Genomic DNA, 19,478 nt, shown 5'->3' with positions numbered 1-19,478 from the left:
CATTCTCTTAAGAATTGTGGCATAACTCAAAGTATGTCTCGCAAAGGAAACTGTTATGACAATGCCGTTATTGAAAATTTCTTCGGTATCATGAAATCGGAATTTCTGTATCGAAAAGAATTTGAAAGTATAACACATTTCAAACAAGAATTAGCAAAGTATATAGAATACTATAATCATAAAAGAATTAAGGCAAAATTAAAGGGTATGAGCCCAGTACAATACCGGGCTCATACCCTAGAGGCTGCCTAATGAAACGACCTGTCTAACTTTCGGGGGTCACTTCATTCGAACTTGGCATAAGGCTTTTTTGGATTACCATTTTAATATGGAGAATCCATATGGAGGAAGTGTAACTTGTAATACACTTGCTTCCGCTGAAAATTCTTCGTTTGTATAAATGTTAATTATTTTCTTACCAGTAACATGAAGAGGGAGTGAAACTGTAACTTCACTATTAGTAGGGTTTAAAACGAAAAAGATAGTTTCATCCTCATATGTTTTCGTATAAGAAATATAATTATGTTCATCATTTGCTTCGATGAATTGAAAAGTACCATGTCCTCCAAATGCTTTATGTTGTTTACGTAATAAAATCAATGTTTGTATATGGGTAAATAATGCATGATCTTGTTCTTTAGTATCCCAAATCATACATTTACGGCAATCAGGGTCCATGCCGCCATCCATACCAATTTCATCCCCGTAATAAATACAAGGAGAGCCGATGAAAGAAAGATGGAATACATAGAGCAATTTCAACTTATTTTTATCTCCGTTGCATGTTGTTAAAATTCTTGGAGTATCATGGCTGTCTAATAAATGAAATGCTGCTTCATTTACATTCATAGAGTAGGAATGTAGAGATTCTGTAATTTGCTTCATGAATTCACTTGCTTTAATGGAATCGTTAGCAAAGTAAGAAAGTAGAGCATTTGTAACAGGATAGCTCATGACAGCATCAAATTGATCGCCTTGTAGCCACGGAAGGGCATCGTGCCAAATTTCTCCCAAAATATATACTTCAGGATTTAGTGTCTTTATTTCAGTTCGGAATTCTCTCCAAAAGTTGTGATCGACTTCATTGGCGACATCAAGGCGCCAGCCATCTATATTGAATTCTCGTACCCAATAACGTCCTACTTCAAGTAAGTATTCTTTTACATCTGGATGAGCTGTATTTAATTTAGGCATATACGGTGTAAAGGCGAAAGTATCATAATTTGGAAGTGGTTCGGTTATAATCGGAAATTCATGAATGTGGAACCACTCTTTATATGCGGACTTCTCACCATTCTCTAGTACGTCTTGAAATTTCTCGAAAAAGTATCCACTATGATTAAACACAGCATCGAGCATTACTTTTATACCGTGCTTATGACATTCTTCAACGAGCTCTTTAAAAGTTTCTTTCGTCCCAAATTGTGGGTCAATTTCCATATAGTCAATTGTGTCATATTTATGGTTTGAATGAGCTTTGAAAATAGGTGTGAAATATATTCCGGAAATGCCAAGCTTAACAAGGTAATCAAGGTTTTGAATAACACCAGAAAAATCTCCGCCGAAAAAATTAGTTGGAGTTGGATTCGCACTTCCCCAAGGAAGGGTGTTTTCTGGATTCAGCGTACTATCGCCATTAGCGAATCGCTCAGGGAAAATCTGATACCAAATGGTGTCTTTAATCCAAGATGGTGCTTTGAATACATCATCTGCATGAATAAATGGAAAACAGAAAAAGTTACCAACATCATCATTTGGAATGCTAGAAAAGAATCCTCGCTCTGCATAAATAAGAGTGTCTGTTTCAGATTTTAATTCAAACCCATAACGTAAGCGCTTAAATTTTGGTTCGATTGCAATGGACCAATAATCAAATAATGCAGTAGAACCCGTTTTTTTCATGGGTGTACTTGCTGATATCCATTTCCCGTCTTTCCATTCGTAAGGATCACCGTAAATAAGATCGGCGCTTTGAATATCATCTCTCTTAGTACGTACTCGGATGTGAATTGTTTGTTCATCATAAGCGTATGCATAATTATCTTTCGGCCTATGATAAATGGCTTCTTTAAACATATAGAAAATCCCCCTTCAATATCTCTATACATAGTATTCCCTTAAGTGTAATAATAAAGCCTGTATTGCAAACGATTGCCTTTCTCGTAGCTTTAATATTGCTTATAAGAGTAGTATTCATTTTATATAAAGTCAATGTATAAAGAGTATAATGACATAATTTTTAAATTAATATTTGCAAAATGAATAAAAGAATGTATAATGATAGACAAATAGCGCAAACGTTTTCATAGATTGAGATATTGTTTGCGCTTCAATTAAACTATTAAATGCAAACGTTTTCAGTTACTGAGGTACATAGACAATTTAGGGAGGTTTTTGGGATGAAGAAAGCATTATCATTATTAACGGTTTCAGCATTATCTATTGGTATGTTATCTGCATGTGGACCGAAAGATTCAGGGAAAAAAGAGGAAAGTAAAGCGAAAAAAGACTATGATCTTCTTGTTTGGGAAGATGATAAAAAAGGTGTTGGTTTAGAACCAGCAGTGAAAAGCTTTGAGGAAAAATATAAAGTAAAAGTAAAAGTTGTTGAAATGCAAATGACAGATCAAGTGAAGAAGTTACGCCTTGATGGGCCAGCGGGGACTGGACCAGATGTTGTAACATTGCCACACGATCAAATCGGAAATGCAGTAACAGAAGGTTTACTTTCTGAAGTGAAAGCAGATGATGCTGTAAAGAGTAAATTTACTAATTCATCAATAGAAGCACAGACATATAACGGAAAATTATATGGTTTACCAAAAGCAATTGAGACACCAGTCTTTATTTACAATAAAAAACTAATGCCAAAAGCGCCAGAAACGATGGACGAGCTGTTTAACTTCTCAAAAGAATTTACGAAAGATGGCAAGTACGGATTTTTAGCATTAGGAGATAACTTCTACTTTGCTAATGCATTCATGGCAGGTATGGGCGGTTATGTATTTGGTGAAAAAGATGGAAAGCCAAATGCAAGTGATGTTGGATTAAATAATAGTGGAGCAGTACAAGGTGCTGAATATCTTCAAAAATGGTACAAGGAAAAATTATTCCCAAAAGGTATTATCGGTGAATCAGGTGGGCCTGCTGCTGATGGACTATTCAATGAAGGAAAAGCAGCTTCTATCATGAATGGCCCATGGGCGTTCCAAGCAATGGAAAAGAACGGGATTGATTATGGCGTTGCTCCAATGCCGAAATTACCAAATGGTCAACCAATGAAAACGTTTGTTGGGGTTAAAGGATGGCATGTAACAAGTTTCTCTAAACAAAATGATTTAGCTACAAAATTCACTGAGTGGGTAACAAATGAAGAAAACGCAAAAATTCGATTTGAGAAAACAAAAGAAATTCCTCCAGTAAAATCAGTAATGGAAGATCCAATTATTAAAGATAACGAAGCTGCAAAAGCAGTTGCAACGCAATCTGAAAATGGAATTCCAATGCCAAACATTCCAGAAATGCAAGAAGTTTGGAAACCAGCTGGAGATGCGCTTCAATTAGTTGTTACAGATAAAGAGGCACCAAAAGCGGCGCTTGATAGTGCAGTGAAACAAATTAAAGGTAATATTGAGGCAAATCATAACAAGAAAAAATAAGGTGAAATTCGTGCCTCTAATATGAGAGGCACGAATTCTCTCCCTTCCATGTAGGAAGAAAAAAGGGGGAAGGAACATGCAAACATCTATGGAACCAGCAAATGGGTTAAACCATTCAAAGCATAGGAAAATGGCAACCATGTTATCAATCATTCCAGGCGTGGGCCAAATGTATAATAAACAATTTGTAAAAGGTCTTATTTTTCTAGTATTAACAGGTTCTTTTATTGTAGCCTTTGCTGATTTATTAAATATGGGATTATGGGGTATTGTAACGCTTGGTACAGAAGTTCCACGTGACCATTCTGTCTTTCTATTAGTAGAAGGAATCTTGGCCCTTATCGTTATCGCTTTTGGGCTAGGCATATATGCATTTAACTTATATGATGCATACCAAAATGGAAAGAAACGTGATAGCGGAACACCGTTAAATTCTGTAAAAGAGCAATATCGTAATTTGTTAGATCAAGGTTTTCCTTATTTAATGGTTTCACCAGGTTTTCTACTACTTATCTTTGTGGTCGTATTTCCAATCATCTTCGTAATTTTAATTGGATTTACAAACTATGATTTATATCATTCTCCTCCAGCTAAATTAGTAGATTGGGTGGGCTTTAAAAACTTTATTGATATTTTCACTTTACCGATGTGGAGAGAGACATTTGTAAGTGTATTCTCTTGGACTGTCATTTGGACATTCGTTGCAACAACATTACAAGTTGCACTTGGTATTTTCTTAGCGATTATCGTAAATCAGCCTGGTATTAAAGGAAAGGCGATTATTCGAACAATCTTCATTTTACCGTGGGCGGTTCCAGCATTCGTATCTATTCTTGTTTTCTCTGGTATGTTTAATGAAACATTCGGAGCGATTAACAATCAAGTATTAGCTTTATTCGGAATTGAAAAGATTGCTTGGATGACAGATCCATTTTGGGCGAAGATTGCTTTAATTATGATTCAAACGTGGCTTGGGTTCCCGTTTATCTTTGCGATGACAACAGGTATACTGCAATCGATTCCGGGAGAATTATATGAAGCGGCTACAGTAGATGGAGCGACAGCTTGGCAACAGTTTCGTAAAATTACATTGCCACTTGTGTTATATGCAACAGCACCAATATTAATTACGCAATATACGTTTAACTTTAATAACTTTAGTATCATCTATCTATTTAATGGTGGAGGTCCTGCTGTAGCTGGACAAGACGCAGGTGGAACGGATATTTTAATTTCATGGATTTATAAGTTAACGATGACTTCAGCGCAGTACGGAAAAGCAGCAGCTCTTACAATGATATTATCGTTAATTGTTATTACAGTTGCGTTATGGCAATTTAAGAGAACAAAATCATTCCAAGAAGAGGATATGATGTAAATGAATATTAAAAGACAGAAGATGTTACGTCTCTCATTAAGTTATTTAGTTATTTTCGTAATGTGTGCCATCATTTTCTATCCGTTATTATGGATTATTGGCTCATCGTTTAATCCAGGTGATAGTTTATCTGGATCAAGTATTATTCCACAAAATGCAACGTTAGATCATTATCGTAAGTTATTAGATCTAGAGAATAGTAATTACTTACTATGGTATAAAAACACATTAAAAGTAAGTGTTTTAACGATGATTTTCTCAGTGTTAGCAATTAGTTTTACCGCTTATGCATTTTCGAGATATCGTTTTGTTGGAAGAAAAAATGGTTTATTAACATTTTTAATTCTGCAAATGATTCCAAACTTTGCAGCGTTAATTGCTTTATACGTATTAGCTCAATTAACAGGATTAATTGATACACACCTTGCATTAATTTTAATTTATGTAGGCGGGGCTATTCCGATGAATACATGGCTTATGAAAGGGTATTTTGATACGATTCCGAAAGAACTGGATGAATCAGCTCGAATGGATGGAGCAGGACATTTTCGTATTTTTTGGCAAATTATTATGCCACTTGCAAAGCCAATCGTAGCGGTTGTAGCGTTATTTACTTTCATTGGTCCATTTACAGATTTCATTTTAGCGAGTATTATTTTGCGAACACCAGAAAATTATACTTTAGCAGTTGGATTATATGAAATGGTTGCGAAGAAATTCGGTAATGAATTTACAACGTTTGCAGCGGGTTCTGTGTTAATTGCGATCCCAATTTCAATTTTATTCCTATCACTACAAAAATACTTTATTTCTGGTTTAACAGCTGGAGGTACAAAAGGATGAAAAATGGGACATTACGTCCCATTTTTCTTTTCATCTCCCTATAAATAAGTTTATAGGGAGATGAAAAGAGATTTGACATCACATATGAAAAGAAGTGAAATAAATAGTATATTATAGTATAGGAAAAAATAGCTATATCCCTTACAATACATGAAGAGGGAGAATAGGATTAGTTTTGCAAGATATAAGAAATGAAAGTTTATGACTTGCAATGGGTGCGAGATAAAATATATGAAAAATGGCAGAGAAATGAGAGGAGGGGGATTTTTATGACAGTTACAATTAAAGATGTGGCGAAGCAAGCGAATGTTGCACCATCAACAGTTTCTCGTGTAATTGCTGATAATCCAAGTATAAGTGAAAAGACAAAGCGCCGTGTTAGGAAAGTGATGAGTGAATTAGGGTATCATCCCAATTTAAATGCGAGAAATCTTGCGAACCAAACGACGAAAACACTTGGTCTTGTTATGCCAAGTTCTGCAAGTAAAGCTTTTCAAAATCCATTTTTCCCAGAAGTTATAAGAGGGATTAGTTCATTTGCACACGTAGAAGGTTATGCGCTTTACATGTCGACAGGTGAAACGGAAGAAGAAATTTTTAATGGTGTCGTAAAGATGGTACAGGGACGCCAAATTGGTGGCATTATTCTTTTATATTCAAGGGAGAATGATCGGATTATTCAATATTTACATGAACAAAATTTCCCGTTTGTTTTAATAGGAAAACCATATGATCGAAAAGATGAAATTACATATGTAGATAATGACAATTATACAGCTGCAAGAGAAGTGGCAGAATATTTAATTTCATTAGGGCATAAGCAAATCGCGTTCATTGGTGGTGGATCAGATTTACTTGTAACGAGAGATCGTTTAGCTGGTATGAGTGATGCCTTGAAATTAGCAGACATTGTATTACCAAAAGAATATATTTTACATTTTGATTTTTCGAGGGAAAGTGGTCAACAAGCTGTTGAGGAATTAATGGGACTGCAGCAACCGCCAACGGCAATTATGGCAACGGATGACTTAATTGGACTTGGTGTGTTAAGTGCTCTTTCTAAAAAAGGATTCGTTGTACCGAAAGATGTTTCTATTGTAAGCTTTAATAATGCTTTATTATCAGAAATTGCGAGCCCTCCACTTTCGACAGTTGATGTGAATATTTATCAGCTAGGATATGAGGCAGCAAAAGCTTTAGTTGATAAAGTAGAGAATGCAGAATCCACTGCAAAGTGTATCATTATTCCTCATAAATTACTAAAACGTCAAACTTGTGATCATTATGCATAAAAAAGCTAAGAGTTTAACTCTTAGCTTTTTTCATTAGAAAGGCTTCTAATCGGTCGCAGCCTTCTTTTAAAGTTTCGATACTATACGCATAGGACAAGCGAAGGTAGCCTTCACCGTATTCAGAGAATGCTGTTCCAGGAACTACAGCTAGTCCCGCTTCTTTGACAAGATCAAGTGCAAAATCAAATGATGAAGATGTCAAATGACCAACATATGGGAATAAGTAAAATGCACCTGTTGGCTTTTCAACTGTTAATCCCATTTGAGTGAGTCTATTATATACGTAATCACGGCGTTTTTTATATTGGTGGCGCATCATTTTTGGTGCGTCTTTAGCTGCTGTTAATGCTTCAATTGCAGCGTATTGAGCGATTGAAGTAGCACACGTTACATTGTATTGATGAACTTTTAATATGTGTCCTGCTAAATAGCTTGGTGCGAATAAAAGTCCAACACGCCAGCCGGTCATAGAATGTGATTTAGATAAACCGTTAATGACAATTGTCTTTTCACGCATTTCTGGGAAATGTGCGATAGATGTATGCTTTTGTTCATATACAAGCTCGCTATAAATTTCATCTGAAAGGACGAAAATATTTTTATCTTTTAAAACATCTACAATATCTTTTAATTCTTCTGTGGATAAAGTTACACCAGTTGGATTAGAAGGATACGGTAGTACGATACATCTTGTTTTTTCTGTAATAGCATTTTTAAGCGCTTCAGCTGTTAAACGAAATCCAGTTTCACGAACATCTACAAAAATAGGCGTTGCACCGCATAATCGAATAATAGGTTCGTAGCCTGGATAAATAGGAGCAGGTAAAATTACTTCTGTTCCTGGCTCTAAAATCGTTCGGAATGCAACATCAATTGCTTCGCTAGCACCGATTGTAACGATGGTTTCGTTTTCAGGTGAGTAATGTAAATCGTAGTTATCTTTTACGAAGTTACAAGCTGCCTTACGTAATTCTAGTAAACCAGCGTTATGTGTATAGCTTGTATAGTTTTCTGTAATAGCCCGTTTTGCCGCTTCTTTCACGAGAGAAGGTGTAGGGAAATCGGGTTGTCCAATTGTTAAAGAAATCAAATTACCATAGTTTTGAATCATGTTAGAGAATTGACGGATTCCAGAAATTTGGATATCCTTCACTCTAGGGTTAATGAATTGTTCCATTGTATCTCCCTTTCTTCCGTTTGAAAATTAAGTTCATTTTATCATATTTTCTATGATTACGCTTTGTATATGTTATTTAGAAAGAGAGAGAAAAGAGAAAAAAAGCCGCTATAAGCGACTTTTTAATATCCGTATTCCCAATCTATTTCATCTTCATTCCAGAGTACAGAGGATACCTTGCCAAGGTGAACAACTGATTCGTTCACAGCACATGTGCAGTTTTCTTCTCCCGCTTTATGCTGTAACTCTTCATATACTGATTTTTCAACATTTTCTAGAACAACCAAATTTTCTTCTTTTAAAACAAGCGTAGTACCCGCCATATTTATCTTCCTCCTACTAAAGTAATGATCACTTATTTGTAAACATAGATAGTATGGATTATATGCTGTATTTTGCTATAGTTGTCCGTCTAAAAAAGTATTTTTATATTTTCTTTGTAATCCGTATTCATTGTATACTGCACGAAGGAAATTTGGTACAGGGTTTACAATCATTTCGAAAATCTGTAACAATTATTATGAGTTGTTAACAAAGAATTAACAAATATGTTAAGAAAAATCAAAATTTTAAAACAAATACACCTATAAAATGATATAATCATATCAAAATACATATAGGGGATGAGAGGTTATGGAGCTTATCCGTGATTTATTGATTCAAATTGCCATCATAATTTTGCCACTATTTTTATATGAAGCGATTCGTTTAAATCGCTATCAAGAAATGCCTCCGAAGCCAAATCGTTACTTTATTATGTTTTTATCTAGCGTTACGCTCGTTCTCTCCATGACATACTCTATTTGTTTTGGCAATGTGTGTGGGTATAACTTTCACCCCATTCCAATTGTCAGTGGTTTTTTATATGGTGGGATTGTTGGTTTAATCCCAGCGGTTATTTTTGTTGCATATGAATGGTTACTAAAGGGAATGAGCTTTCTTCCAGTTTTAGAAGTAATATTTCTATTGATAGTTCCGCTATTTTTATCAAAGAAATGGTCTCTTTTTTCAAGGGATAAGAAATTAATTTTAGCATTTATGATTTCATCATTTTATGTGCTTGTTTCTTTAGTATTAGGCATGATTAATGTTCTTTTGGAAACAGGATTTACACCGTATATTTCGCAAATATATAGCGGATTTATATTTGCCTCGCTTATCATGGTCATGACAATGGTATTCCAGGTGTATTTAACTGAATATTTAAATGAAAATGCATTGCTACGTACAGAGATGCAAAAATCAGAAAAGCTTAATATTGTAAGTGAGTTAGCAGCAAGTGTGGCACATGAAGTTCGAAATCCACTAACTGTTGTTCGTGGATTTATCCAATTGCTAGAAAGTACGGAAGATGTGAAGAATAAGGATTATATGCGTCTCGTATTAGCTGAATTGGATCGGGCGGAACAAATTATTTCAGATTATTTAAATTTAGCAAGGCCGCAAATTGAGAAAAAAGAACACATTTGTTTATCAGCCCAATTAATAGAAATGACCACTCTTATGTCGTCATTTGCAGCGATGCAAGGTGTATATTTACAAGTTGAAATTTCAGAAAGTCTTTATACGATTGGTGATAAGACAAAATTGAAGCAAGCTATTATGAATGTTGTTAAAAATGGTATTGAAGCAATTCAAGGAAATAAAGGATATTTAAAAGTAACAGCTATTCAAAAAGATGAAACAATCATAATAAGAGTTAAAGATAGTGGTGTTGGTATGACGAAAGAACAGTTAGCAAGGCTTGGGCAACCATATTATTCTTTAAAAGAAAAAGGGACAGGATTAGGACTTATGGTAACATTTAGTATTTTACAAGCGCATAATGGTACATTGGAATATAAGAGTGAAAGTGGAAAAGGCACTGAAGCAATTATTATATTACCAGCTGTACAAAATAAGGAATAAAAGTTACCGATGAAAGGTAACTTTTTATTTTATATTGTTTATTCATTTGTTTTTTCTTGTTTTGCTCGGCTAAATAAACTTTTAAATGATTGAAAGAAGCTTTGCTCTTTTGAGGCAGCAACCATTCTTTTTGTTTCTTGAATTTCTCGAATAACTTGCATAAGCTGTGCATCACGGTTACTGTCTTTGTTATAAATTTGACTAACAAGTTTATTCATTTTTTCTTCCTGTTTGGATTCTCGTTTATACATATGATTCATTAATAAGTCCATCTTTTCTTTTTGCAGTGCATCTGTTTGAGCGGCGTGATCGACTAACTCTTGAAGCATTTTTTCTTGAGAGCCTTCTTTTACATAAACTTGTTGCATCAATTCGTCTAGTTTCTCATCCTTTAAACGATTTTGTGTAATTAGAGTAGAATTTTGATGAATAATTGCTTCATTTAATTGAGCTAGCATTTCAAGTTTTAACATGAACTCCTCAAAGTTACGCCCATCTTCTTTTTCTTTCGTTTGTATCCCTTGCTTATCTTGTATAACTGGTACAGGTGGGGCCTCTTTTTCTTTTAAAATAATCGGTATCGTTTCTGAAATATCTTCTTGTAATGTAGCAGCTCTTTCGTGTATAGATTTCAATAATTTTAAATCATCAAGTTTATAAATACGAGCATCAGCTGTTTTGGAAATCATATAACCATGTTCCTCTAACAGTTGACTATATTTGCGAACTATATGTTTTGGGATGCCTGTTTTATTCGTGACATCTTTCGTTTTATAGGTAGCTTCCATCATATTTCCTCCCCAAAAAGTATCGTATATATCATTTCAATCTTTTATGAGGACTTCCTTTGAAAAAGAATGTCGGAAGGCTATTAGTTTTCTACAGCATTAGTGAAAAAATGAAAATTTTTGGCGGAATGGCAAGGAATAACTAAAATAATGTCTGAAAACATATACAGGAGAAGTTTGTTATAATAACGGAGGAAAAGAAACTGGTAGAAACATGGAGGTATACATGAAGCAATTAAAAGGTATTATCATTTCAATTATCGCAATTCTGTCTATTTTAGTAGCAGTTTATGAAGTACTTGTGCCAGAGGAAACAAGTGTAAAGAAAACGAATACGTATGATCAAGTGTTAGAATTTCCGAAAGAACGTTATCCAGAGACAGGAAAACATATTACGGATGCTATAAAAGAAGGGCATTCAGAAGTTTGTACAATCGATCGTGGTGGTGCTGCAGATAGAAGGAAATTGTCGTTAGCACCATATCCATCAAAAAAAGGGTATGATCGTGATGAATGGCCAATGGCGATGTGCAAGGAAGGCGGAAAAGGAGCACATATTGAATATATAAGTCCGGCGGATAACCGTGGAGCAGGCTCTTGGGTAGGGAATAAGTTAGATAAATACCCAGATGGTACGCGAGTAAAATTTGAAGTGAAGTAGTAGTTGTATATTTCATAATGAAGGAGAAGGGGAACTATGGAGTTAACGATTTCTTATTCGCAATTAATGTTGATGAACTATGACGGTGAGCAGCCTTATGTAGATTGGACTGATGAAGATTTTGAAAGAGGTTATGCTAAGGCAGATGGAACTGTTATTTTTGAAGCACTTTCTGATTATACTTGTGAAGTGAAAGTGACCCCAGGGAAACATATTGAAAAAGAAGAAGTAGTTAGAACGATTACGGTTCCTTTTACAGTTGAAAATGAAAGTATCGTTATAACGAGTATTCTTTCTAATAAATTTCAAATACCTATTCCAAATGGTGAGTATACAGTTGTATTACAAGCAATTCCTCTTGAAGAGCCAACGGATGATGAATTATATAAAATACAATATGAATTCTTTTTTGAAAGTAAAGAATAAAAAATGGGTTATCCTGAGAAAAGGATAACCCATTTTTGTTATGCGTTTGTTTTTAAAAGGGAACGAGCATCTTTCGCTGCTTGCACCATATGTTCTAAAGCTGGAATAACTTCTTCTGTTCTTCTCGTTTTTAAACCACAATCGGGATTAATCCAGAAATATTTAGGATCACATACTTCTAAAGATTGTTCTACGATTTTATACATTTCATCTTTACTCGGTACACGTGGGCTATGAATATCATATACACCTAGGCCAATGCCTTTTTCATATGTTGTATGTTTTAATGTATCAATAAATTCTCCGTGACTTCTTGATGTTTCGATAGAAATTACATCTGCATCTAATGCGCGAATCGCGTCAACAATATCTTCGAAGTTACTGTAACACATATGAGTATGAATTTGTGTTTCATTTGCTACAGAAGAAGTTGCTAAAAGGAAGGATTGTACTGCCCATGTAATATAAGCATCCCAATCTTTTTCTTTTAGTGGCATTCCTTCACGAAGTGCGGGCTCATCGACTTGGATTACTCTAATTCCAGAAGATTCAAGTAGTTCAATTTCGTGACGAAGAGCTAGTGCAATTTGATACGAAACTTCTTTTCTTGGAATATCATTTCGAACGAAAGACCAATTTAAAATTGTAACAGGTCCGGTTAACATTCCTTTTACAACTTTCTCTGTTAAGCTTTGTGCATAAACTGTTTCCTTAATAGTCATGCCGTTAATAAAGGCTACATCACCATAAATAACAGGTGGTTTTACGCAGCGGGAACCGTATGATTGTACCCAACCGTTTTTAGTGAATGAGAAACCAGCAAGGCGCTCACCAAAATATTCGACCATGTCAGTTCTTTCAAATTCACCATGTACAAGTACATCAAGCCCAATTTCTTCTTGGTAACGAATCCATTTTTCTGTCTCTTTTTCAATAAATTGTTCATATTGGTCATTTGAAATAACACCGTTACGCCATTCTTTTCGCGTTTGACGAACTTCAGTTGTTTGCGGGAAGCTACCAATAGTCGTTGTTGGTAATAGCGGTAACTCTAGAGCAACTTGTTGTAATTCGTATCGTTTTTCAAATGGAAGAGGACGTGAAAAATCTTCTTCTTTTAGTGCTGTTCGTGCTGCTTTGACATCTTCTCGGTTACGTGCAGCAGATGAACGAATTGTATGATGTACGTTTCGATATGTTTCCAGCTCATTACTAATGCTTTCTGTACCTTGAGTGAGAGCGGAATGAATAAGAACTAACTCTTCTAATTTTTGATTTGCAAATGCTAACGCATCAAACAGCTCAGTCGATAAGTGAGTTTCTTCTGTTTTATCGATTGGTGTATGCAATAAGCTACAAGAAGGCTGAACGATGATATCTTTCGTTTGGACTTGTTTTTGTAACGTTGTAAATAACTCAAGAACTTCATCAAGGTCAGCTCTCCAAATGTTACGGCCATCTATACAACCGACAGCTAAAGTTTTATCAGCTGGGAATCCATATTTTGAAATAGCATTTAGATTACCTTCTTTACCATGAATGAAATCTAATCCAATACCGGATACCGGGAATGTAATAATTTCTTCATAGTTTTCTTCTACGCTATCAAAATATGTTTGTAAAAGAAGAGTCGCATTTGGAACTTCTTTACGAATAGCTTCATAAATTTCTTTTGCTTGTTGAACTTCTTTTTTAGTTAAAGAAGCGAAAATCGGTTCATCAACTTGAATGGCTTGTGCCCCAGCTGCATGTAGTTCTGAAAGCAGTTGTACGTAAGGTGCAACTAACTGTTTTAAAATGTTAGGAAATTGTTCTTGTGTATAGCCTTTAGCTAATTTTAAGAAAGTATATGGTCCTAAAATAACAGGCTTTCCATCTACTCCTAATTCTTGTTTTGCCTCTTCGTATAAGCGAAGTGGGCGATTATCTTTTAAAGAGATTTGTAATCCCTCTTCATATTCAGGAACGATATAGTGATAGTTTGTGTTAAACCATTTTGTCATTTCGGAAGCTACGTGATCTTTAGAGCCACGCGCCATTGCGAAATATACATCAAGGTAAGATGTAAACTCAGAAAAACGTGATGGAATAAATCCTAGCATATAGGCAGTATCCAAAACGTGATCATAATATGTAAAGTCGCCAATTGGAATGAGTTCAATCCCTTTTTCTTGCTGTACTTTTACGTGTTGAAGGCGAATTTCTTTCATTGTTGTTAAAAATTGTTCTTCATCGATTTTATTGGACCAAAAAGCTTCCAATGTTTTTTTCCACTCTCGTTGTAGTCCGATACGTGGATAACCTAAGTTACTTGTTTGAATTGCCATTTTAAATTCCTCCCTAATTGAAAGTAAGCATTTCCGTTTACTAGGAAATACCTATAACAAAAAGTACAAAGACATAGAAAATAAGCCTTCCTTTTTGTTTTAACACCTCATCATCATCCGTGAATCTATCAGTGTTGTTAAAACAGGCAGGTCTCCTGACTTATGCTTCATATAATTTCTTTCACCTTCCCGTTTTCACAGTGGCACCAAAAAGAAATCTCAGCATTTACAGTGGCGGGACCGTGTTGGAGTTTCACCAAGCTTCCCTTTTAAACACGAAACGAAACTTTCGTGTACCTATTTTCCTTTTGAAAGGAATTTAACAAGCGATATGATATTGAAACAAATTCTAACACAATTTTTGGAATTTTGTCTACTGTTTTGAAATAAGAAAATTCAAAAGTTTTTATTTCTTATTATTATGACTTTTCATCCTGGATTAACTAATAATATTACAGTATAAAAAGAGAAATTGAGCTATGAAAGAAGTAGGGATGCCTTCTTTCATAGCTCAATTTTCATCTATAGCAACTTCTGAAAGTCGGCCTGCTATAGCATCTTTAAGGAGGGTGTTTAGCCATTGTAATTCAACTGTAATATGCTCAATTACACTTTGCAAAATATATAGTTGTGCACGTGGAACCTTTCCTTTATTACAATCATATATCGTTTGCATAGTATGTAAATATTGAAGAGTATCGTTTTTCTTTTTTTCTAAAATAGGAACTAATTCGTGATCATTGCTAAAGTGAGCGAAAGATAAGGCTGAATAAATAGGTTTATATATTTGGTTTTTGGCTTCGAATTGTTTTAATAGTAAAGTGTGGAATAGTTTTTTGCCTTCTTCTGTTATATGAAAAATCGTTTTGTCAGGTCGATTTGTGTCTCTAATTACGTTTGTAATATGAATTGCGCCTTGCTTTTCTAATTGCTCGAAGGCGTAATAAAGTGATCCTTTAGCATATTTAATGTAACAATCCATTTGTCGTTCTTTCATAATATGCTGCACTTCATATGGATGTTTATCTCCTTCGAGTAGCAAGCCGAGAATGACTAATTTCATGCTCATGCTGTCTCAACTCCTGTATATAAAAACTTTATCCAGTAAGATCCCCACCCAAAAATTCAGCGGAAGCAAAGAAGTTAGGTGGGGATTAACTGCCCGTAAAAGCCCGATTGGTGAGGGCTAATAATCAGTGGGGGATGAACACCCCCCCACTGATTAAAGTTTCACTTTATACATATTATAAACGGCATATCCTTTTTCATAAAGGAATATGCCGCTTCTTTTTTATATTAACTAACTTGCTTTTGTTTTTCTTTCTTTTTAGGGCCTGTAAAGAGGCGTTCATTTCCCATAAGTAAAATACAAATAATACTTAGTACAGCCGGGATGAGTGCCCAGAAGAATGTATTCGCAATAGATGTAGCGAGAGCTTCTTTAATACCCGCTAATATTTCAGCAGGAATTTTTGCGGTAGCGCCTGGTGATAATAAGAAACTTGTGTCTCCGCCTTTTGGAGCTAATTTTGCTAGTTCAGGGGGAAATACAGAGTTTAGTTTATCTGTAAAAATATGATTTTGAATTGTACCGAAAATCGTTACACCAAGAGTCATACCGAGTGATCGGAAGAATGAGTTTGTTGATGTCGCCGAACCACGGTCCCGCATTTCCAACTTGTGAATAGAAGACATACTTAATACTGAGAATGAGAAACCAACACCAAGCCCAGCGAGAATCATAAATAGTGTTACGAGTAAACGAGGTGTGTCCATTGTTAAAGTACTTAATAAATAAATACCAAGAACGAAGAAGAAACCAGATACCATCATAATGTTACGATAGCTTGTTCGAGACGCTAATTGTCCTCCGGTTTGACTTCCAATTACAGAACCAACCATCATTGGTGTTAAAATTAATCCAGCATTAGAGGCGGAACCTCCAAGAACGCCTTGAATGAAGATTGGAATATAAACTGTACAGATAATAAAAGCGGCACCATAGAAAAAGGCAACTCCTTGACTAGCTGCGAATAAAGGTTTTTTAAATAGATGGAACGAAATAATAGGCTCGGTTGCTTTTCGTTCTACAAAGAAGAAAATAATAAGCGTAATAACTACTGTTGTAAATAAGCCAATAATTACAGTAGAATTCCAGGCATATTCTTTACCACCAAGTTCTAATGCGAACATTAAGCAAACGATACTTATGACAAGTGTAATAGCACCAGCCCAATCAATTTTTTGTTTTCTAAATTCTAGAGACTCACTGTAGTATTTAGTAATGAAGAAAAAGGAGATAAGTCCTAATGGAATATTAATATAGAAGACCCAATGCCAACTTATATAGTCTGTAATATAAGCACCTAATAAAGGACCGAATACACTAGATGTCCCGAAAACAGCACCGAATAGTCCTGTCATCTTTCCGCGTTTTTCTGGTGGGAAGATATCGTACATAATTGTGAAGGCGATAGGCATAAGGGCACCACCACCGATACCTTGAATAGCTCTATAAATACTTAATTGCTCAATACTTGAAGCTGTTCCGCAAAGAGCAGAACCGAATAAGAAAAGAATGAGGCCCCCAATATAAAAACGTTTCCGCCCGTACATATCAGAAAGTTTCCCGAAGATAGGCATCCCTGCCATTGTTGCTACCATATAAGCTGATGTGACCCAAACAAACTTATCAAATCCTCCTAGGTCTCCAACGATTGTTGCCATTGCGGTTGCAACGATTGTATTATCCATTGCGGCCATTAATATACCAAGCAGTAAACCAGCAACAACAAATTTTGTTTTGTTGGCGTCTTTTTTTAATGGTTGAGTTTCCAAATATAACCCTCCTTTAGAAATAAGTAAACTATATTAAGTTTTGAGTGCAGTGGATAAAAAATTTTAAATGTATAGTTGATTTTAATTCCTTTTCCATAAGTGCACTGATATGCCATAAAGAATATTATAGTCAAATTTGACTATAAGGCAAACTTTTTCTTCCGTCAAAATATTCTTTCGTATGAGTAGAGAACGAGTGAGCCATACTGAATATTGCTATAAAGGAAATGAAGTAAATTGTAAAAAAATTTCATAAAGAACACCTTCTGTTAATAGATGAAAAATGGTTTTTTCTTCATATTGTCGAATAGGATAAAAGGAAGAGAAATATTAAACATTGCTTGTAGCAAGCTTTAGTGATTTGGGGAATTCATTGTGTGTATGTTACATCTGAAATGAGGTGAATATATATTATGAAAATATGGGGACGAATTTCGGATACAGGAAAGTATTCAATACCGCTACAACCAGTATTGTGGATTGACGGATCGAAAAAGGAAAACGAATTTCCTCAAGTAGCCGTTACATTACAAATTGGTAGTATGTATACAGAACAGTTTTCGTATGAATTGACCTACGATGTAAACGACATACTTATTATGCGAATTGAAGTGGAAAATAAAGGGGTAGAAATGATTTCGAGAGTTGTTGTAAGTCATATGATTCGAGATTACTTTGCTTATATTCCTAATTCTTTAAAAGTTGATAAGGGGATAAGTGAGTTTTTATTCCAGCTTGTTAGATGGCGAATTGATGATTTGTTACCGAATGAGAAGGTGGAACTACGTTGTAAAATAAAAGCTAATAAAGATAAAGCTCTTAAACAAACATTCTTTCAGGCTACATATACATTTCAAGATAAAGAGATATCATATGGCCCACTGCAAACAAATGAAGTTGTTGTGCGTCAATGATAAAAAGGAACCTGTACAAAAGGTTCCTTTTTTAGTGAAGGTTGTGTTTTTTGAGTATTTTCTTTTGCTCTATTCCTTTTTTTCCTACATAGTTATTTTTGTAGCCAAAGTATAGAATAAATAAAAATGAAACAACATTAACAATAGCGTCGATTTGATCGTTTGTAATAAAGTGTATGCCGAAAGAGGTAAATAATAATTTTAATGATAATAGAAAACCAGCTAGTAAACGCATAGCATCTGATAGATTCTCTTTTTGTAGCATATAGATTACTCCTTTCTATAAAAGTTATATTATATATATATGAAATAGAGTAGAAAAGGTATACAAGCTTAAGCAGAAATGTACATTGCATATGTACATTTTTTATTTTGTAGAAAAACATTATTGATATAGAAACATATATTGGTATAAAAGGGGGAAAAGTATGAAACATAAAGGGAAAATTAGTGGATTATTGCTTGGCAATACTGTGGCAGTTACAGAATGGATTGCACTTCAGGATGTAATTGCAAAACTGGATTCACGATCATTTTATACTGTCTTTATTATTTATATATTGCAAATGATACTAAGTTATTATTTTGGACATTGGTACGATAAAAGAGCGAACGAGCGTATGGGTATGGAAGTAGGAGGAATGGCAAGCAATGATTTTGTTGTTGATTTTTTTGGGAAAGTAGCTGCTTTATCTGAAAGAGATTCTCGTAATATTACAGTGTACATTCTTTCTGTAAAAGAATGGGAAGGATTAAAAGACACGTTGCAAGAAAAAAAGTTGGGAGTGTTAGTACAAAAATTAGAGAGTACCATTGTAAAGACAATTCGGAAGGGCGATGTTGTTACAAAGTGGGATGAAAATAAGTACGTTATTGTAGCAATTGATAATGGTCATGAAACATCAACAATAACAAAACGATTAATGAAAAATATTGAAAGTGAAATAGAAGGTGATTTACTCAGTGTCACTCTTTTATTTGGAGCAGCTAGCTATCCAGTAGAAGGAAAAACGTTTGAAGAACTGTTGAGAAAGTCGCAAAATCAATTGTACCAGTATAGAAATTTGCAAGAAAATGAGTGAAGCTTTGATTTGAAGATATATGATAGGAAGATGTTTTATTTGTAACATTTTTTTGACTTTTATTACAAAAAAACGCCACGTTTGTAATAAAAGTCTTTAAAAATATATGAAATAAGCATATAATTATGATGGTAGTGTCAATGCAATTTGCACAGTGTGTTTTATTTTAAAAGTGTAGAGGAAAG

Annotated in this window: 18 protein-coding genes and 1 riboswitch; of the genes, 10 read left to right on the top strand and 8 right to left on the bottom strand. The window is 34.7% G+C overall.

What is annotated here, in order from left to right; genetic code table 11:
• Window positions 1-252: IS3 family transposase (locus D1166_RS07810; RefSeq protein ID WP_141530432.1), on the top strand; the 252-nt coding region annotated here is incomplete at its 5' end.
• 63 nt (window positions 253-315) lie between these two features.
• Here the strand turns inward: D1166_RS07810 and D1166_RS07805 are convergent.
• Window positions 316-2,076: an alpha-glycosidase gene (locus D1166_RS07805; RefSeq protein ID WP_000471776.1), complete on the bottom strand. Its 1,761-nt coding sequence runs from the start codon at window positions 2,074-2,076 to the stop codon at window positions 316-318.
• A gap of 323 nt (window positions 2,077-2,399) precedes the next feature.
• Between D1166_RS07805 and D1166_RS07800 the strand changes: the two genes are divergently transcribed.
• From D1166_RS07800 to malR, 4 genes are all read left to right on the top strand, one after another.
• Window positions 2,400-3,659, top strand: a complete 1,260-nt coding sequence (locus D1166_RS07800) for an extracellular solute-binding protein (RefSeq protein WP_000709923.1) — start codon at window positions 2,400-2,402, stop codon at window positions 3,657-3,659.
• A gap of 76 nt (window positions 3,660-3,735) precedes the next feature.
• Window positions 3,736-5,037 carry a maltosaccharide ABC transporter permease MalC gene (gene malC / locus D1166_RS07795; protein WP_001194996.1) on the top strand — a complete coding sequence of 434 codons (1,302 nt, stop codon included), beginning with the start codon at window positions 3,736-3,738 and terminating at the stop codon, window positions 5,035-5,037.
• Window positions 5,038-5,880 (top strand): maltosaccharide ABC transporter permease MalD, encoded by an 843-nt coding sequence (gene malD / locus D1166_RS07790; protein WP_001022608.1) that lies wholly within the window; start codon window positions 5,038-5,040, stop codon window positions 5,878-5,880.
• A 269-nt stretch (window positions 5,881-6,149) separates the two neighbouring features.
• Window positions 6,150-7,172, top strand: coding sequence for a maltose operon transcriptional repressor MalR (gene malR, locus D1166_RS07785; RefSeq protein ID WP_000219053.1), 1,023 nt, complete (start codon window positions 6,150-6,152; stop codon window positions 7,170-7,172).
• A gap of 13 nt (window positions 7,173-7,185) precedes the next feature.
• Here malR and D1166_RS07780 read toward each other — a convergent pair whose 3' ends face one another.
• Together D1166_RS07780 and D1166_RS07775 are read right to left on the bottom strand one after the other, a co-directional pair.
• Entirely contained in the window at window positions 7,186-8,349 is a 1,164-nt protein-coding gene (locus D1166_RS07780) for an aminotransferase A (protein WP_000434600.1), read from the bottom strand.
• 122 nt (window positions 8,350-8,471) lie between these two features.
• Window positions 8,472-8,672: a hypothetical protein gene (locus tag D1166_RS07775; RefSeq protein WP_000929280.1), complete on the bottom strand. Its 201-nt coding sequence runs from the start codon at window positions 8,670-8,672 to the stop codon at window positions 8,472-8,474.
• A gap of 310 nt (window positions 8,673-8,982) precedes the next feature.
• Between D1166_RS07775 and kinB the strand changes: the two genes are divergently transcribed.
• Window positions 8,983-10,257 carry a sporulation sensor histidine kinase KinB gene (gene kinB / locus D1166_RS07770; RefSeq protein ID WP_000420369.1) on the top strand — a complete coding sequence of 425 codons (1,275 nt, stop codon included), beginning with the start codon at window positions 8,983-8,985 and terminating at the stop codon, window positions 10,255-10,257.
• Between the two features lie 38 nt (window positions 10,258-10,295).
• Here the strand turns inward: kinB and D1166_RS07765 are convergent, their stop codons facing one another.
• Window positions 10,296-11,045, bottom strand: coding sequence for a DUF3967 domain-containing protein (locus tag D1166_RS07765; RefSeq protein ID WP_097856050.1), 750 nt, complete (start codon window positions 11,043-11,045; stop codon window positions 10,296-10,298).
• A 226-nt stretch (window positions 11,046-11,271) separates the two neighbouring features.
• Between D1166_RS07765 and nucA the strand changes: the two genes are divergently transcribed.
• Window positions 11,272-11,706 carry a DNA-entry nuclease gene (nucA, locus tag D1166_RS07760; protein ID WP_000811494.1) on the top strand — a complete coding sequence of 145 codons (435 nt, stop codon included), beginning with the start codon at window positions 11,272-11,274 and terminating at the stop codon, window positions 11,704-11,706.
• Between the two features lie 36 nt (window positions 11,707-11,742).
• The gene (gene comJ, locus D1166_RS07755) at window positions 11,743-12,132 is read left to right on the top strand and encodes a competence protein ComJ (RefSeq protein ID WP_000424030.1); all 390 of its coding nucleotides are present in this window, start codon (window positions 11,743-11,745) and stop codon (window positions 12,130-12,132) included.
• A 38-nt stretch (window positions 12,133-12,170) separates the two neighbouring features.
• On the opposite strand, the gene metE is transcribed toward comJ, so the two are convergent.
• From metE to D1166_RS07735, 3 genes are all read right to left on the bottom strand, one after another.
• Window positions 12,171-14,459: a 5-methyltetrahydropteroyltriglutamate--homocysteine S-methyltransferase gene (gene metE / locus D1166_RS07750; RefSeq protein ID WP_001007604.1), complete on the bottom strand. Its 2,289-nt coding sequence runs from the start codon at window positions 14,457-14,459 to the stop codon at window positions 12,171-12,173.
• 128 nt (window positions 14,460-14,587) lie between these two features.
• Window positions 14,588-14,775: riboswitch (cobalamin riboswitch) on the bottom strand.
• A gap of 195 nt (window positions 14,776-14,970) precedes the next feature.
• A complete protein-coding gene (locus D1166_RS07745; protein ID WP_000062063.1) occupies window positions 14,971-15,528 on the bottom strand; it encodes a PadR family transcriptional regulator in 558 nt (185 codons plus the stop codon).
• A 227-nt stretch (window positions 15,529-15,755) separates the two neighbouring features.
• Window positions 15,756-17,297 carry an MDR family MFS transporter gene (locus D1166_RS07735; protein WP_000449900.1) on the bottom strand — a complete coding sequence of 514 codons (1,542 nt, stop codon included), beginning with the start codon at window positions 17,295-17,297 and terminating at the stop codon, window positions 15,756-15,758.
• A 413-nt stretch (window positions 17,298-17,710) separates the two neighbouring features.
• Between D1166_RS07735 and D1166_RS07730 the strand changes: the two genes are divergently transcribed.
• The gene (locus D1166_RS07730; protein ID WP_000708120.1) at window positions 17,711-18,211 is read left to right on the top strand and encodes a hypothetical protein; all 501 of its coding nucleotides are present in this window, start codon (window positions 17,711-17,713) and stop codon (window positions 18,209-18,211) included.
• Between the two features lie 31 nt (window positions 18,212-18,242).
• Here D1166_RS07730 and D1166_RS07725 read toward each other — a convergent pair whose 3' ends face one another.
• Window positions 18,243-18,476, bottom strand: coding sequence for an SPP1 phage holin family protein (locus tag D1166_RS07725; RefSeq protein WP_000939446.1), 234 nt, complete (start codon window positions 18,474-18,476; stop codon window positions 18,243-18,245).
• Window positions 18,477-18,639: 163 nt separating this feature from the next.
• Here D1166_RS07725 and D1166_RS07720 point away from each other — a divergent pair, with 163 nt between their 5' ends.
• A complete protein-coding gene (locus D1166_RS07720) occupies window positions 18,640-19,293 on the top strand; it encodes a diguanylate cyclase domain-containing protein (protein WP_000680811.1) in 654 nt (217 codons plus the stop codon).
• Window positions 19,294-19,478: the final 185 nt, after the last annotated feature.

Origin of the sequence: Bacillus sp. ISO11 (genome assembly GCF_003458115.1) — a bacterium.
In the GTDB taxonomy this organism is placed as follows: domain Bacteria; phylum Bacillota; class Bacilli; order Bacillales; family Bacillaceae_G; genus Bacillus_A; species Bacillus_A cereus.
Note: the sequence above shows the minus strand (reverse complement) of the source record. Positions and strands in the feature narration are given on the sequence as shown.